This is a genomic window from Antarctobacter jejuensis, from assembly GCF_052266595.1.
GTDB classification, from domain to species: domain Bacteria; phylum Pseudomonadota; class Alphaproteobacteria; order Rhodobacterales; family Rhodobacteraceae; genus Antarctobacter; species Antarctobacter jejuensis.
In genome coordinates this window covers 44,867-58,464 of record NZ_JBQQXJ010000023.1, presented here as the reverse complement: position 1 = coordinate 58,464, position 13,598 = coordinate 44,867, and the positions used below count along the sequence as shown (strand labels likewise).

Annotated in this window: 14 protein-coding genes and 1 riboswitch; of the genes, 12 read left to right on the top strand and 2 right to left on the bottom strand. The window is 64.5% G+C overall.

The window, feature by feature from the left end:
• Positions 1-128: hypothetical protein (locus ACTXGA_RS22435; RefSeq protein ID WP_443395885.1), on the bottom strand; the 128-nt coding region annotated here is incomplete at its 3' end.
• Positions 129-516: 388 nt separating this feature from the next.
• Complete coding sequence (locus ACTXGA_RS22430) at positions 517-1,197, bottom strand: GntR family transcriptional regulator (RefSeq protein ID WP_443396951.1); 681 nt, start codon at positions 1,195-1,197, stop codon at positions 517-519.
• Positions 1,198-1,395: 198 nt separating this feature from the next.
• Between ACTXGA_RS22430 and ACTXGA_RS22425 the strand changes: the two genes are divergently transcribed.
• The 12 genes from ACTXGA_RS22425 (at position 1,396) to tenA (ending at position 13,553) form a co-directional block, all read left to right on the top strand.
• Positions 1,396-2,715: a M20 family metallopeptidase gene (locus tag ACTXGA_RS22425; RefSeq protein WP_443396950.1), complete on the top strand. Its 1,320-nt coding sequence runs from the start codon at positions 1,396-1,398 to the stop codon at positions 2,713-2,715.
• 39 nt (positions 2,716-2,754) lie between these two features.
• Positions 2,755-3,600, top strand: coding sequence for an ABC transporter substrate-binding protein (locus ACTXGA_RS22420; protein WP_443396949.1), 846 nt, complete (start codon positions 2,755-2,757; stop codon positions 3,598-3,600).
• A 68-nt stretch (positions 3,601-3,668) separates the two neighbouring features.
• Positions 3,669-4,406: an amino acid ABC transporter permease gene (locus ACTXGA_RS22415; protein WP_443396948.1), complete on the top strand. Its 738-nt coding sequence runs from the start codon at positions 3,669-3,671 to the stop codon at positions 4,404-4,406.
• A 25-nt stretch (positions 4,407-4,431) separates the two neighbouring features.
• Complete coding sequence (locus tag ACTXGA_RS22410; RefSeq protein WP_443396947.1) at positions 4,432-5,244, top strand: amino acid ABC transporter ATP-binding protein; 813 nt, start codon at positions 4,432-4,434, stop codon at positions 5,242-5,244.
• Positions 5,245-5,254: 10 nt separating this feature from the next.
• Positions 5,255-6,277, top strand: a complete 1,023-nt coding sequence (locus ACTXGA_RS22405) for a phosphotriesterase family protein (RefSeq protein ID WP_443396946.1) — start codon at positions 5,255-5,257, stop codon at positions 6,275-6,277.
• Entirely contained in the window at positions 6,274-7,167 is an 894-nt protein-coding gene (locus tag ACTXGA_RS22400; protein WP_443396945.1) for a dihydrodipicolinate synthase family protein, read from the top strand. The genes ACTXGA_RS22405 and ACTXGA_RS22400 overlap by 4 nt, the downstream gene beginning before the upstream one ends.
• A 5-nt stretch (positions 7,168-7,172) precedes the next feature.
• Positions 7,173-9,998 (top strand): FAD-dependent oxidoreductase, encoded by a 2,826-nt coding sequence (locus ACTXGA_RS22395; protein ID WP_443396944.1) that lies wholly within the window; start codon positions 7,173-7,175, stop codon positions 9,996-9,998.
• Between the two features lie 11 nt (positions 9,999-10,009).
• Positions 10,010-10,423: a DUF3830 family protein gene (locus ACTXGA_RS22390; protein ID WP_443396943.1), complete on the top strand. Its 414-nt coding sequence runs from the start codon at positions 10,010-10,012 to the stop codon at positions 10,421-10,423.
• Between the two features lie 83 nt (positions 10,424-10,506).
• A riboswitch (TPP riboswitch) is annotated at positions 10,507-10,601 on the top strand.
• A gap of 60 nt (positions 10,602-10,661) precedes the next feature.
• On the top strand, positions 10,662-11,444 hold the full coding sequence (thiM, locus tag ACTXGA_RS22385; protein WP_443396942.1) for a hydroxyethylthiazole kinase: 783 nt from the start codon (positions 10,662-10,664) through the stop codon (positions 11,442-11,444).
• Positions 11,441-12,052, top strand: coding sequence for a thiamine phosphate synthase (gene thiE, locus ACTXGA_RS22380; RefSeq protein ID WP_443396941.1), 612 nt, complete (start codon positions 11,441-11,443; stop codon positions 12,050-12,052). Before thiM ends, thiE begins: the two co-directional genes overlap by 4 nt.
• Positions 12,049-12,855: a bifunctional hydroxymethylpyrimidine kinase/phosphomethylpyrimidine kinase gene (gene thiD / locus ACTXGA_RS22375; protein WP_443396940.1), complete on the top strand. Its 807-nt coding sequence runs from the start codon at positions 12,049-12,051 to the stop codon at positions 12,853-12,855. The genes thiE and thiD overlap by 4 nt, the downstream gene beginning before the upstream one ends.
• The gene (gene tenA / locus ACTXGA_RS22370; RefSeq protein ID WP_443396939.1) at positions 12,852-13,553 is read left to right on the top strand and encodes a thiaminase II; all 702 of its coding nucleotides are present in this window, start codon (positions 12,852-12,854) and stop codon (positions 13,551-13,553) included. Before thiD ends, tenA begins: the two co-directional genes overlap by 4 nt.
• Positions 13,554-13,598 lie beyond the last annotated feature (45 nt).

Here is a 13,598-nt window from a genome sequence, read left to right as displayed (position 1 = left end):
TCGCCGCGTTCCAGCATCTCGATCTTGCGCGGATCCTTGTCCACGCAAACAACTTCATGTCCGAAATCCGAAAAGCACACACCGGAAACAAGACCGACATAGCCCGTCCCGATCATCGCAATCTTCACTGGGGGCTCCCCCTCTGGCCTTGAATTCTGCGTTTGACTTGCGTGCCGGTGAGCCGTTTGTCAACGCAAGTCTCAGGGAACGCGCCCGCTGTGTCGCCGCTGTGTCCGGCGTTTGGCAAATTGGCGGCGGCCAACCAACAAGGACGCCGCGCGGAGCATGGGCCGGCCAAGGAGGGCGCGACATGGATCCGCATCCAGCCGCATCCGGACCGATACGGAACCGCACGGGATACGCCTATCGCATCACGACAGACTGTCAGCACATTCCAGCCCCCAGCCGCAGAACACCCGCGCATCAGGGCATCTTCGGTGGCATCCATCAGGTGGAACCAGTCCCTCTCGATTTCCGGAAATCCAGCGAGTTTCAGCAAGGTTCCACCACCCTCAGTCAGGACACCGTTTCGATAGCGAATTGAAACAGGGACCGGATGTGCGCAGCCACGGCCTTTTTCGCGGCCTTGGCATCCCGCGCCTCCAAGGCATCAAGAATTATCTCGTGCTGGCGCGAATCCGGCTCCAGCCGCTCTGACAGGCGGTCGATCTCGAACATCTTGGTGCTGGCGCGCAGCGCATGCATCATGTCGGTCATCACCTGGTTGCCACAGTTCTCGATAAACAGGCCGTGCACCTCATCGTCCGAACGCCAATGCGCCAGCATGTCATAGGGCTTGTGTGATTTGACCGCGTGCAACGCCGCACGCGCGGCTTGAATGGCGTCCGGGTCCACCCGGTCGACACACAGCGCCGCGGCCTCGCTTTCCAGCAATTCCCGGACCTTCAGGCTCTGCAGGTATTCGCGCAGCTCGACCTTGCGCACCTGGAAGGAGCGGTTTGCGGATTTCACCAGAACGCCTTCGGCCTCCAGCCGCTGCAGCGCCTGGCGCAAAGGCGTCCGCGAAATCCCCAGGTGATCCGCAAGTTGCTGCTCCACGATCACATTGCCAGAGGCCAGTTGACGCTGCTCGATCATGGTCGAGATTGCGTCATAGGCCCGTCCGGACAGTGTTCCGCGCTTGGCCGCGGCAACAGATTCGCCGTCACCGGTCAGAGCAGGGGTCTGTTTCGTCATCGCGTCACTCTTTTCTTGAGGCCTGCCCACCAGCAGGCAAACCCTTGGCGCCGCGCTGAAATTTTCAGCAAGTTTGCGGACATCCTTCGTCGCGCCCTCTTTATTTCATGTATGCGGAAATAAATCTATTGCGTTTCAACTGTGTACTGATACTTTATAATTGTATACCGTTAGGACACTGACGGAAGGAGAGCACCCATGAACGACGCCACCGCCCCCGAGGGCAGAGCAGACAGCGCCATCGCATTCCTGCGAGACCTGATCGCCGCACAGCCAAAGGGTGAGGCCGCCGTTCAGGCTTTGATCGCCGCACGCCTGACGCAGGCAGGCTGCGTGGTCGGCCACCATGAATACGACCCTGCAGAGGTGCCCGTGAAAGGCGAATTCGCCGCTGATGCCGCGCGCAATGCAGAACGACGCAGCGCCGTTGTCGGCACGCTGGAGGGGCAGCCGGACCTGCCCAGCTTGCTGATCTTTGCCCATCCGGATGGTGAGCCGATCACGGATGCCAATCAATGGCAGCACAACGCCTTCTCCGGAGAGATCGACAACGGACGGCTGTACGGCTGGGGTGTGGCGGATGATCTGGCAGGCTGCGCCGCCGCCGTTCTGGCGATTGAGGCGGCCGCCGCCAGCGGCACGCCAATGGGCCGCGCGGTTTTTGCCTCCACCCCGTCGAAACGCTACGCGCGGGGCGTGGCAGCCCTTTTGCATGACGGGCTGTCCGCCGATGCCGCGCTGTACCTTCACCCCGCCGAATCCGGCGTTGGCATGCAGGAGATCAAGGCGCTGGCCTCTGGTCAGGTGGAATTCCGGATCACGATCAAAGGGCAGGCCCCCGACACCACCGAGCCAGGGCAGACCGCCTTTTCGCACCTCGGAGCGAACCCCGTCGACAAGGCGTTCAAGGTCTACGCCGCTCTGATGGAGTTGGCCGAGGACCGGGCCAAGCGAATCCGCCAACCCCAGATCGAGGCCCGCGTGGGGCGCGCCACCAACCTGCACATCTCGCGCATCCAGTGCGGAGAGATGAAAAAACTCGCCCGGATTCACGACGAATGCGTGATGGGCGGCGCGCTGTCCTTTCCGCCGGGCGAAACACTGGACCAGATCCGCGCCGAGGTCGAAGGCGCGGTGACCAGGGCTGCGCAGGCAGACGACTGGCTGCGGGAAAACCCACCCCGCGTCGAGTGGCTCACCGGCGTGACTGGGGCCCACGTGCCAGAGGATCATCCGCTGTATCGGGTGACAGCAGGCGCGGTCAGTCGGGTCACTGGAAAATCGCCGTATGTCAACGTGATGCACACCTCGTCGGACATCCGGAACCCGCCGGTCGAAGCGGGCATTCCCTGCGTCGCCTTTGGATGTCTGTGTGGCGATCTCAGCCAGAATGAAAAGCGCGACGAATGGATCGACGTGGATGACTTCCTGAAGATGGTCGAGGTCACGACCAAGGTTGTGACCGACTGGTGCAGCGGCACCCACAACCGAATTCCAATCCATACAGAGGGCCGGTGAAGCGGCCCCGCCCTTCCCTCCCAACAAAGGAACGAATGAATGAAAACGATCATGATGACCGGAACGGCGCTTGCCGCCGTCTTCAGCCTGAGCGCCACCGCGACCCTTGCCCAGGATTGCCCGACCGGCCTGCCGCTGGTCGAAGAGGGCAAGCTGACCATGTCCATCAACGCCACGATCCCGCCCAAGCAATACATCGACGCAGATGGCAATCTGGCCGGTCTGCACAAGGAAATGGGCGACGAGATCGCCAAGCGGCTGTGCCTTGAACCGGTATTCCGCAACGTGGATTTTGCCGTGCAGATCCCCGGTCTGGACGCGGACCGCTGGGACATGATCAACACCGGCCTCTACTTTACCGACGAACGCTCCACCTTCATGCAATTGGTGCCCTATTCGGTCAACGCGCTGGCGCTGATCGCCGCCGCTGGCAACCCAGAGGGGCTGGCAGGGCCCAAGGATCTGGCAGGTCATCCCGTGGGTGTCGAAATCGCCGGGTTCGAGGAAAAAAAGCTGCGTGAGATCAACGAGGCACAGATCGCCGAAGGGCTTGCCCCGATGGATATCCGCGCCTTCAACACCTATGGCGAGACCTTCCTTGCCCTTGGGGGCGGTCAGATCTCGGCTGTTTTCGCAGGGGACGCCATCGGGTCCTACTATCAGGAACGCGGCCAATTCTCGAAGGCCGCGACAGGGCTGTTCCCGGGCACCCCGGGTGCATTTGCCTTTGACGAACCGGATCTGGCGCAGGCCGTGGCCGATGTCCTGAACGCGATGAAGGCCGATGGCACCTACGACAAGATGATGGATGCCTACGGAACGACCAAGATCGACGTCTGGGAGCGCTGGCCGGGCGAATTCACCTACTTCTACTCCGGCGACTGACCTTTCGGGGCATAGACTGACAATGTGGGCGGCCCGCGCTGGCCGCCCCGAACCCGGAAGGAGATCACATGTCCTGGAGTTGGGACCATTTCATGCAATTCCTGTTCAGCCCCTACATGCTGAACGGGGTCTGGACGACGATCTGGCTGTCCATCGTGGCCATGGTGATCGGCTGTTCGCTGGGGGTCCTCGTGGCCTTCATGAAAATGTCGAAGACATGGATCCTGCGGCAGATCGCGAACACTTATATCTGGATCTGGCGCGGCACGCCCCTGCTGGTGCAGATGGTCATCATCTACACCGTACTGCCAAAGGTGGGGATCAAGCTGGGCGTGGTCGAAAGCGCCATCATTGCCCTGTCCCTGCATGAGGCCGCCTATTTCGCAGAGATCGTCCGGTCCGGCATCCTCTCCGTGAACAAGGGGCAAGAGGACGCCAGCCTGGCTCTGGGCATGACATGGGTCCAGCGGATGCGCCTTATCATCATTCCGCAGGCGACCCGGATCATCATCCCGCCGCTGGGCAACCAGTTCAACCTGATGATCAAGACGACCTCGCTGGCCTCTGTCATTTCCATGGAAGAGTTATTTCGCCGCACGCAGCAACTGGCCCAGCTCGAGTTCAAAGTGCTGGAGGCCTACATGTGCGCGGCCTGCTGGTACCTCTTGATGACCACCGTCTGGGGCCTGATCCAGAAACGGCTGGAGGCGCATTACGACCGGCCCTTCGGTCCCGCCGTCGACACCGGATCTGAAAGCGTCAAGAAACCCGATCCGGTTCTGGCCGGACAAGCAGCCCAGATCTGAGATGGGGGACGAGGATATGACCAACATGGACACCACATTCCTGCCCGTGGCCCCTGCAGGTCCGCGCGACCTTGGCCCGCCCATCGTCGAGATCAGGAATGTCGAGAAACGCTTTGGGACGGTGACGGTGCTCAAGGACGTCAGCCTGACCGTCCGAACCGGAGAGGTGGTGGTGATCGCCGGGCGCTCCGGCTCTGGCAAGTCGACGCTGTTGCGCTGCATCGACCATCTGGAAACCATCGAGGGCGGCTCGATCCGTGCCTGCGGCGAGCTGATGGGCTACCGCGACGATACAGGCGGCAAGCGCGTGCAACTGGGCGACCGGCGCGTGGCAAAGCAGCGGCGCAACATGGGCATGGTGTTTCAGTCCTTCAACCTGTTCCCGCATCTGAACGTGCTGAAGAACATCACCATCGCCCCGGTCAAGATCATGGGTGAGGACCCGAAAAAGGCAGAGACCCACGCCCACGAGCTGCTGGCTCGCGTGGGGTTGCCCGAAAAGGCGGACGCCTACCCCAGCCAGCTATCGGGCGGACAGCAACAGCGCGTTGCCATCGCCCGCGCGCTGGCAATGCGCCCGCAGGTCATGTTGTTTGATGAACCGACCTCGGCGCTGGACCCGGAAATGATCTCCGAGGTCTTGGACGTGATGATCGACCTCAGCCGACAGGGCATGACGATGATCGTGGTCACGCATGAAATGGGTTTTGCCCGCGCCGCCGCCGACCGGGTTCTGATGATGGCTGATGGTCATATCGTCGAAGAGGCCCCCCCGGAGGAGTTCTTTACCAACCCGCAGAGCGAGCACACCAAGCTCTTTCTGTCAAAAATTCTCTGAGGGCTGTCCGGTGATCAGAACCGTTCTGGGCGACGTGTCTGCGGATGCGATCGGGCCGATAATGCTGCACGAACATCTGCTGTTCGACATCGTGCCACCCGGAGCAACCGGCGACCGCGCAGCACAGATCACGCCCGAAGATCGCTGGCAGATCGATTACCGCTCCAACGAATGTGCCGCGAATGCGGTGCAGACCGATGTCTCAATCGCAGCCGGGGAACTGGCGCATTTCGCGGCCGACGGGGGCAGCCTGCTGGTCGATCAGTCGGTCTTTGGTCTGGCGCGTGACCCGCGCGGTCAGGCGCAGGCCTCCCGCGTTAGTGGCGTGCATGTGGTCGCGGCGGCCGGCACCTATGTGCAGGCCTACCTGCCCGAACACGTGCTTGCCCTCTCCACCGGGGCGCTGGCCGACCGCTTTACCGCCGAAGTGACCGAAGGCATGGATGGCACCGATATTCGCGCAGGTCTGATCGGGGAAATGGGCTGTTCATGGCCACTGACCGTGTTCGAGCAGCGCGCGCTGGAAGCCGCCGCCGAGGCCCAGCAACGCACCGGTGCCGCGATCAGCGTGCATCCCGGACGGCATGACACCGCCTGCGCGCAAGTTCTGGACATTCTGGAAACCAACGGCGCCGACCTTTCCCGCGTCGTGCTCTGCCATATGGACCGGACACATCCCGATGGCACGGGTATCCAAGCTCTGCTGGAACGCAGTGCGGTGGTCGAATGGGATTTCTTCGGCGTCGAAACCTCGCACTATTGGATGACAGATGAGGTGGAGCTTCCCACGGACCTGACCCGCCTGAGGCTGATCCGCGACCTGGCTAAGCAGGGCTTCGGCAACCAGATCGCCATATCCCACGACATCTGCACCAAGACCCGCCTGAGGCATTGGGGCGGACACGGCTATGGGCACATCCTGCGGAACGTCACAGCGCTCATGCAGCGGCTGGAGTTTCCGCCCGACCTCACCTCTGCGCTACTGCGCGACACCCCTTTGCGATTGCTGAATATGAAGGAGACCCCGCAATGACCCAGTTTCGCGGCACGTTTTCCGTGATGGTCACGGCCTATGACGATGCGGGCAATTTTGATGCCGGCCGCATGGAGCGCTACACCGATTGGCAGGTGACCGAAGGCATTCACGGGTTGATCCCGCTGGGATCGACCGGCGAATTCCTCTCGCTGAACATCGGGGAGCGGGAATCCGTAGCGCGCTGTGTCGTCGATACCGTCGCAGGCCGGGTACCGGTGTTGCTGGGCGCGGGCGCGGAAAGCACCGAAGAGGTCATCGAAAACTGCCGCATGGCCGAAGCTGTCGGCGCAGACGGCGTCATGATCATCCCGCCCTTCTATTCCACGCCCACCGAGGACGAGCTTTTTCATCACTACGCGCGCATCGCAGAGGCGACCGATCTGCCGATCATGCTCTACAACAACCCGGCGACGTCAAACGTGGACCTGACCCCGCCCATCGTGGCGCGGCTATCGATGCTGAAAGGCGTGGATTACATCAAGGAAAGCACGATGGACGTCACGCGGGTGCGCGACATCCTCGACCTCTGCGGCGACCGGATGACCGTCTTTGGCGGCATCATGGGGTTCGAAAGCTTTGTGAACGGGGCAGAGGGTTGGGTCGCGGTGGGGTCCAACATCCTGCCGCGCGATTGCGCGCGTCTGTTCACCTTGACCGCAGATGCGCAAGATTATGATGCGGCGCGGGCGCTCTACAAGAAGATGCTGCCGGTGATCCGGCTGGTGGGCGGACATCGCTATGTCTCGGCCACCAAAAAGGCGCTGGAACTGATGGGCCTGCCCACCGGCGACCCGCGCAGCCCACGCCTGCCCTTACCAGAGGCGGACATGCCGGAACTGCTGGACGCGCTTAAGGCGGTGGATCTGCTGGAACGGGCCGGGGCCTGACGACCATGCGCTTTTCCTGGAACGGCGCGCCGATGCAGGCGCGTCCCGGCGACAGCATCGCAGCCGCCCTGACGGCGGCGGGGGTGCGCAGGCTGGGCAGCGGCGGTGCCGGACAGGATCGGGCGATGTTCTGCGGCATAGGCGTCTGTCAAGATTGCGCCGTGCAGGTGGACGGTCAAGTCGGCCAACTGGCCTGCATGACCAAGGTGGCAGAGGGTATGAGTGTCTGCGCTCAGGAGGATCTGGCTACAACGCCAAGCACTTGGGCAGGCGAGGCCTCACCGCCAGAGGAGTTACAGGCCGATACGGTGGTGATCGGCGCGGGGCCCGCCGGCCTGAGCGCGGCACTGATTCTGGCGCGGGCGGGCGCGCAGGTGATCGTTCTGGACGAACGCGACGCTGCGGGCGGACAGTTCTACAAACCCCGCACCAAGGGGTTTCGCGGCACCGGCGCAAAAGACCCTCAGCATCGCGCGGGCGACGATCTGCGGCGCGCAGTGGCGGAGGCCGGGATCGTGGTGAAACAGGGACAGACCGTCTGGCACGCACGCGCCGACGGTGGTTTTGCCCTGCGCAGCCACGGGTCATCGGGCGGGCTTGCGATTGCCGCGTGCAGCGTTCTGCTGGCGACCGGGGGCTATGAACTGCCTCCCGTTGTGCCGGGATGGACGCGCTCAAACGTGCTCAGCATCGGAGGGGCGCAGACCCTTGTGAGGCGTTACGGGGTTGTGCCCCCCGGTCCAGTGCTGATCGCCGGTCACGGACCTTTGGGATGGCAACTTGCCGACGAAATCCTGAGCCTAGGCGGTACGGTTGCCGCCCTTGCCGAACGCGGCCGCCTGCGCGCCCCCGGTGCGCTGCTGCGGGCCGCCGCGTTGTCCCCGGCGCTGATCCGCGAGGGGCTGCTGCAAAGGCGGCGTCTGGCGCTGGCGGGCGTTCCGGTATTGACCGGCTGGGAATTGGCCGAGGTCACGGACGCAGGCGCAACGCTGCGCAAGACGGGTGGCACTGATCGCCGTTTTGTCGAAGCTCAGACGATCTGCATCGGTTCAGGCTTCGCGCCGCAGATGGAACTGGCCCGGCTGATGGGGGCAGCGCTTACCCCGGACGCGCTCAGCGGCCTGCCAGTGCCGCTGGTGGACGACAGCGGCGCTACATCGGTGCCGGGCCTCTGGATCGCGGGCGATGCGGGTGGCATGGGCGGCGCCCCGGCAGCAGAGGCGCAGGGCGCGCTTGCCGGGTCTGCGATTGCCGCCCAACTGGGCCTGACCGCGCCCCCAGTGTCGAACAGACCTTTGCGCCGCGCGCGCCGTTTTCAGGCGGCGCTCTGGTCGCTCTTTCACGCCCCGCCGCCCCCACCACCCGACGACGACGCCACGGTCTGCCGATGTGAAGCGGTGGATGCGGGCCGGATCCGGCAGGCCATCCGGGACGGTGCGCGCGATCCCGGTGCGTTGAAACGGGCCACCCGCATGGGCATGGGGCGGTGTCAGGGGCGCTATTGCCTGCCCGTCGCTCTGCGGATGCTGTCCGAGGCAGGACAGCCCCCCGAGCCTGAACGCCTGTTCGCCCCCCAACTGCCCGCAAAGCCGGTGCCAGTCTCCGCCTTGGGTATCGAGAAACCGGAATGGGGCGGTCATCGTGAAAGCGCGCCCGCCGCCCGTCCGGGAACCCCGCCAACCGACCCACTGACGCAGGCACGCGCCGATCTGGTTGTGATCGGTGGCGGCATCACCGGCATTTCGGCCGCCCTCTACGCCGCCCGCGCAGGCGCACGGGTCAGCGTTCTGGAACGCGGCTGGCTGAATGCAGAGGCCTCGGGTGGCAACGCGGGCAGCCTGCACCTGCAGCTCCTGTCATGGGATTTCGGCCAAAAGGCCGTGGGCGGCGGAGACTTGCAATTGCGCACCCTGCCGTTGCAGCAGGAGTCCATCGCGCTTTGGCGCGATCTGGAGCGTACGCTGAACGCAGATTTCGAAATGGCTACGACCGGTGGCCTAATGGTCGCAGAGACAGAAGCTCAGATCCCGTTCCTTGAACAAAAGGCGCGCTCCGAAGCGCGGGTTGGCATCACCACAGAGGTGATCGGCCCCGATCGCCTCCGCCAGATCGCCCCCAGCATTTCCGACCGGATGATCGCCGCCGCATGGTGTCCGGGCGAAGGCAAGATCAACCCGCTCGCCGCCTCGCTTGCGCTGATTGCAGAGGCCCGCAGGATGGGCGTTCATTTCGAGGAACAGGCTCCGGTCTCGGCCATCGCCCGCGATGGCGATGACTACGCCATGCAGACCGCGCGCGGCACCGTCACCGCGCCACGGGTTCTGGTCGCCGCTGGCGGCTGGTCCGCACAACTGGGCGCGATGCTGGGGGCGACCATACCGGCGAAAGGCGCACCTTTGCAGATGGTGGTCACCGAACGCACCGCGCCGGTGTTGCCCTGCCTCGTCGCCCATGCCGACCGGCATCTTACCATGAAGCAGACACAGGCCGGCACCGTCCTGATCGGCGGGGCCTGGACAGCCGAAACTGGCCCCGGCGGGCAATCCCGGGTGCTGCCGGACAGCCTCGAAGGCAACCTCTGGGCCGCCGCGCGCACGGTTCCGGCGGTTGGCGGCTTGCGCGTCCTGCGCAGCTGGGCCGCAATGAACATCGACATCGACGGCGCGCCGTTGATTGGCCCGCTGCCCGGACACCCGCGTGTCACCGTCGCGGCCACCGCCAATGGTTACACCCTTGGCCCGCTGATGGGACGAGAGGCGGCGCAGGCGGCCCTCAACGGGCAATTGCGGCAGGACTTGACCGCCTTCTCCTTTGACAGATTCAACGCATGAAAGGACCCATGATGACCAAACTGAAAATCCACGCAGGCCCCTATGAATTCGATGCCGTGCTGGAAGAGGACGCCGCCCCCAAGACCTGCGCGGCCTTCCGCAAGACGCTGCCCTACAAGAGCCAGCTGGTGCATGTGCGCTGGAGCGGCGAAGGCGTCTGGATCCCGCTGGGCGATCAAGATTTCGGCGTGTCTTATGAAAACCATACCTCGCACCCCGCGCCCGGGCATTTCATCCTCTATCCCGGCGGCATTTCGGAAACCGAGATCCTGTTGGCCTATGGCGGGGTCGATTTCTCGTCGAAGATGGGGCAACTGGCGGGCAACCATTTCATCACAATCACCAGCGGGCAGGAAAACCTGATGAAGCTAGGCAATCTGGTGCTGTGGGAAGGCGCGCAGGTCATTACCTTCGAACTGGTTTGACAAATGCGGTCCGGCCCGGCGTCCGTCACACCCGGCCGGGCTGCCCGCACTTGACCCTCCCCCTCAGGAATGCGACGCCTTCCACATGGCGACAGGGGCGCTCGGGCAACCGGGCTGAGAAGTACCCTTAGAACCTGAACCGGATAATACCGGCGGAGGGAGGCGCGCGAAATGACCGGGCGTTGTCCCGCCGTTTCCCGAATCTCTTTCTGCCTGTGGGCAAGAGGAGATTGCACAGATGACCCCCGCACAGCACCTGACGCAGATGCGCGCCGCCGCGCCTTTGGTGCAGAACATCACAAACTACGTTGCCATGAACGTGATGGCCAACGTGATGCTGGCCGCCGGGGCCTCTCCGGCCATGGTCCATGCGCGGGAAGAGGCGGCGGAATTCGCCGGGATCGCCTCTGCCCTGACCATCAACATCGGCACCCTGTCGCCCGGCTGGGTCGCCTCCATGACAGAGGCCGCAGCGGCGGCACAGGCGGCGGAAAGGCCTTGGGTTCTGGACCCGGTGGCTGTTGGCGCCACGGCGTACCGGCGTCAGGTCGGGGCGGAATTGTTGGCGCTGAAACCGGCTGTGATCCGGGGCAATGCCTCTGAAATCCTTGCACTGACGGGGGCAGAGGCCGCGGGGCGCGGCGCGGATGCCGCCGATACCGTCGAAGCCGCCGAAGAGGCCGCAGGTCTGTTGGCGGCGCGGCAGGACGCCGTGGTGGCCGTCACCGGGGCGGTGGATTTTGTGACCGATGGCAGCCGCGTCGCCCGCATTTCAAACGGGCATGCGCTGATGCCGCGCGTCACCGCCCTTGGCTGTTCGCTGACCGGGATCGTCGGTGCCTTTGTCGCGGGTCAGGATCGCTTTGACGCAACCGTCGCGGCACTGGCTTACTACGGCATCGCGGGAGAGGACGCCGCCAAGACAGCAAACGGTCCGGGATCGTTCCAGGTGGCCTTTCTGGATGCCCTGTACCGCCTCACCCCGGACGATATCACGGCCAGGGCGCGGGTCGCGGCATGATCCCCAATCTCTGTTTCATAACCGACGCCGGGGCCGATGCCCCGGTCGTCGATCAGGCGATTGCGGCGGCTCGGGGTGGCGCGGGATGGGTGCAACTGCGGGACAAGACCCTGCCGGATGCACAGTTCGCGGATCTGGCCCGAACCCTGCTGCGCACGCTTGCGAACGAAGGCGCCCAACTGGTGGTCAATGACCGGGTCGCGGTGGCCATCGCCGTGGGCGCGCCGGTGCTGCACATCGGTCAGGGGGACGGCGACCCGGCCAGGATTCGACAGCGGCTGAGCCCGGACTGTATCCTTGGCCTGTCGATAGAGAGCGAGGCGCAACTTGCTTCCGTACCGCCCGGTGTCGACTACCTCGGCGTCGGGCCGGTTTATGCGACAGGGTCCAAACCGGATCACGCGCCGCCCATCGGTCTGGACGGCTTTGCCCGGATCGCAGGCCGCAGCGCCCTGCCCTGCCTTGCCATTGGCGGCATCACCGCCAGCGATGCCCGCCCGGTCAAGGCGGCGGGTGGCGCGGGGTTGGCCGTGGTTTCCGCCATTTCGCACAGCCCGGACATGACCGGGGCCGCGCGCAGGCTCTTGGACACATGGAGGCAGGCATGATCCCCAATATCCTGTCCATAGCGGGTTCCGACAGTTCCGGAGGGGCTGGCATTCAGGCCGATATCAAGGCGATCTCGGCCAATGGCGGCTATGCGATGACGGCCATCACCGCCCTGACGGCGCAGAACACGCAGGGCGTCACGGCGGTACATCTTTGCCCGGTCGAGATCCTGACCGCGCAGATCGCGGCCATCCGCACCGACGTCCGCATTGGCGCCATCAAGATCGGGATGCTGGGCGACGCGGCGATCACCCGTTGCGTGGCCAATGCGCTGACGGGGCTGACCTGTCCTGTCGTGCTGGACCCGGTGATGGTTGCCAAGGGCGGCGACCGCCTACTTGCCGAAGACGCAATCGCGGCCCTGCGCGAGACGTTGTTCCCCATGGCAGCGTTGATCACGCCGAACCTGCCCGAAGCCGCAGACCTTCTGGGGCGGACAGAGGCGCGCAACCGCGACGAGATGCGCGATCAGGCCCGCGCGCTGCTGGCGCTTGGCCCGCAGGCCGTGCTGCTGAAGGGCGGTCATCTGGCCGGTGCGGACTGTCCGGATGTTCTGATCACGCCCGAGGCCGAGCATTGGCTGTCCGCCCCGCGAATCGACACCCGCAACACGCATGGCACCGGCTGCACGCTGTCCTCTGCCATCGCCGCGCGGTTGGGGCAGGGCCTGCCGCTGCTGCCCGCCCTCACCGGCGCCAAAAGCTACATCACAGCCGCGATTCGTGCGGCGGATCAGTTGGAGGTCGGGCGGGGTCACGGCCCGGTCCATCACTTTCACGCCCTGAAGGAGACCACGCAATGAGCTTTACCGACGACCTCGCCCGAGAAACCGCCTCTCTGCGCCGCCAGATCCACGACATGCCCTTCAACCGCCAACTGGCAGACGGCACGCTGCCCCGGGAGGTCTTTCAGGGGTACATCATTCAGGACGCGCATTACCTTGGGGGTTTTGCCCGTGCGCTGTCCCTGGCCGCAGCCAAGGCGCCAGATGCCGACAGTGTCGCGCAGCTTGCCGGATCGGCCGCCGGGGCCATCGCCGTGGAACGCGAATTGCACAGCCATTACATGGGCCTCTTCGGCGTCAGCGCCGCACAATTTGACGCCACCAAGGTGTCCGCAGCCTGTGACCACTACGTGTCTTTCCTGCTGCGCATGACCGCTCTTGGCAATTTCGCCGAAGGGTTGGCGGCGCTGCTGCCCTGCTTCTGGATCTACCGCGACGTCGGCCAAGAGATCGCGGAACAAACCGAGGCGCAAAACCCATACGCTGCCTGGATCGACACCTATTCAGGCACCGCATTTGACGAGGCCGTCAGGCGGATGCTGGACCTGACGGACCGCATCGGCGCGGCGGTAGATGAGGCGGGGCGCGCCCGCATGCACGGCGCCTTTTGGCAGAGCTGCTGGCACGAATGGCATTTCTGGGACAGCGCCTGGCATCAACGGCACTGGCCGCAGCCAGAGTCCGCCCCCCTTTCGCCAGAGCCTGCCGACGCGTAACGTCAAACCGAGTCTTGTCATTCGGACATTGGTGCCAAACACTGA

Excerpts from the sequence above, each read along its gene's own strand:
- ACTXGA_RS22410 (WP_443396947.1), top strand. The coding sequence starts at position 4,432 with ATGGACACCACATTCCTGCCCGTGGCCCCTGCAGGTCCGCGCGACCTT.
- thiM (WP_443396942.1), top strand. The coding sequence starts at position 10,662 with ATGACCCCCGCACAGCACCTGACGCAGATGCGCGCCGCCGCGCCTTTG.
- ACTXGA_RS22425 (WP_443396950.1), top strand. The coding sequence starts at position 1,396 with ATGAACGACGCCACCGCCCCCGAGGGCAGAGCAGACAGCGCCATCGCA.
- ACTXGA_RS22415 (WP_443396948.1), top strand. The coding sequence starts at position 3,669 with ATGTCCTGGAGTTGGGACCATTTCATGCAATTCCTGTTCAGCCCCTAC.
- ACTXGA_RS22390 (WP_443396943.1), top strand. The coding sequence starts at position 10,010 with ATGACCAAACTGAAAATCCACGCAGGCCCCTATGAATTCGATGCCGTG.
- thiD (WP_443396940.1), top strand. The coding sequence starts at position 12,049 with ATGATCCCCAATATCCTGTCCATAGCGGGTTCCGACAGTTCCGGAGGG.
- ACTXGA_RS22430 (WP_443396951.1), bottom strand. The coding sequence starts at position 1,197 with ATGACGAAACAGACCCCTGCTCTGACCGGTGACGGCGAATCTGTTGCC.
- tenA (WP_443396939.1), top strand. The coding sequence starts at position 12,852 with ATGAGCTTTACCGACGACCTCGCCCGAGAAACCGCCTCTCTGCGCCGC.
- ACTXGA_RS22420 (WP_443396949.1), top strand. The coding sequence starts at position 2,755 with ATGAAAACGATCATGATGACCGGAACGGCGCTTGCCGCCGTCTTCAGC.
- ACTXGA_RS22400 (WP_443396945.1), top strand. The coding sequence starts at position 6,274 with ATGACCCAGTTTCGCGGCACGTTTTCCGTGATGGTCACGGCCTATGAC.
- ACTXGA_RS22395 (WP_443396944.1), top strand. The coding sequence starts at position 7,173 with ATGCGCTTTTCCTGGAACGGCGCGCCGATGCAGGCGCGTCCCGGCGAC.
- thiE (WP_443396941.1), top strand. The coding sequence starts at position 11,441 with ATGATCCCCAATCTCTGTTTCATAACCGACGCCGGGGCCGATGCCCCG.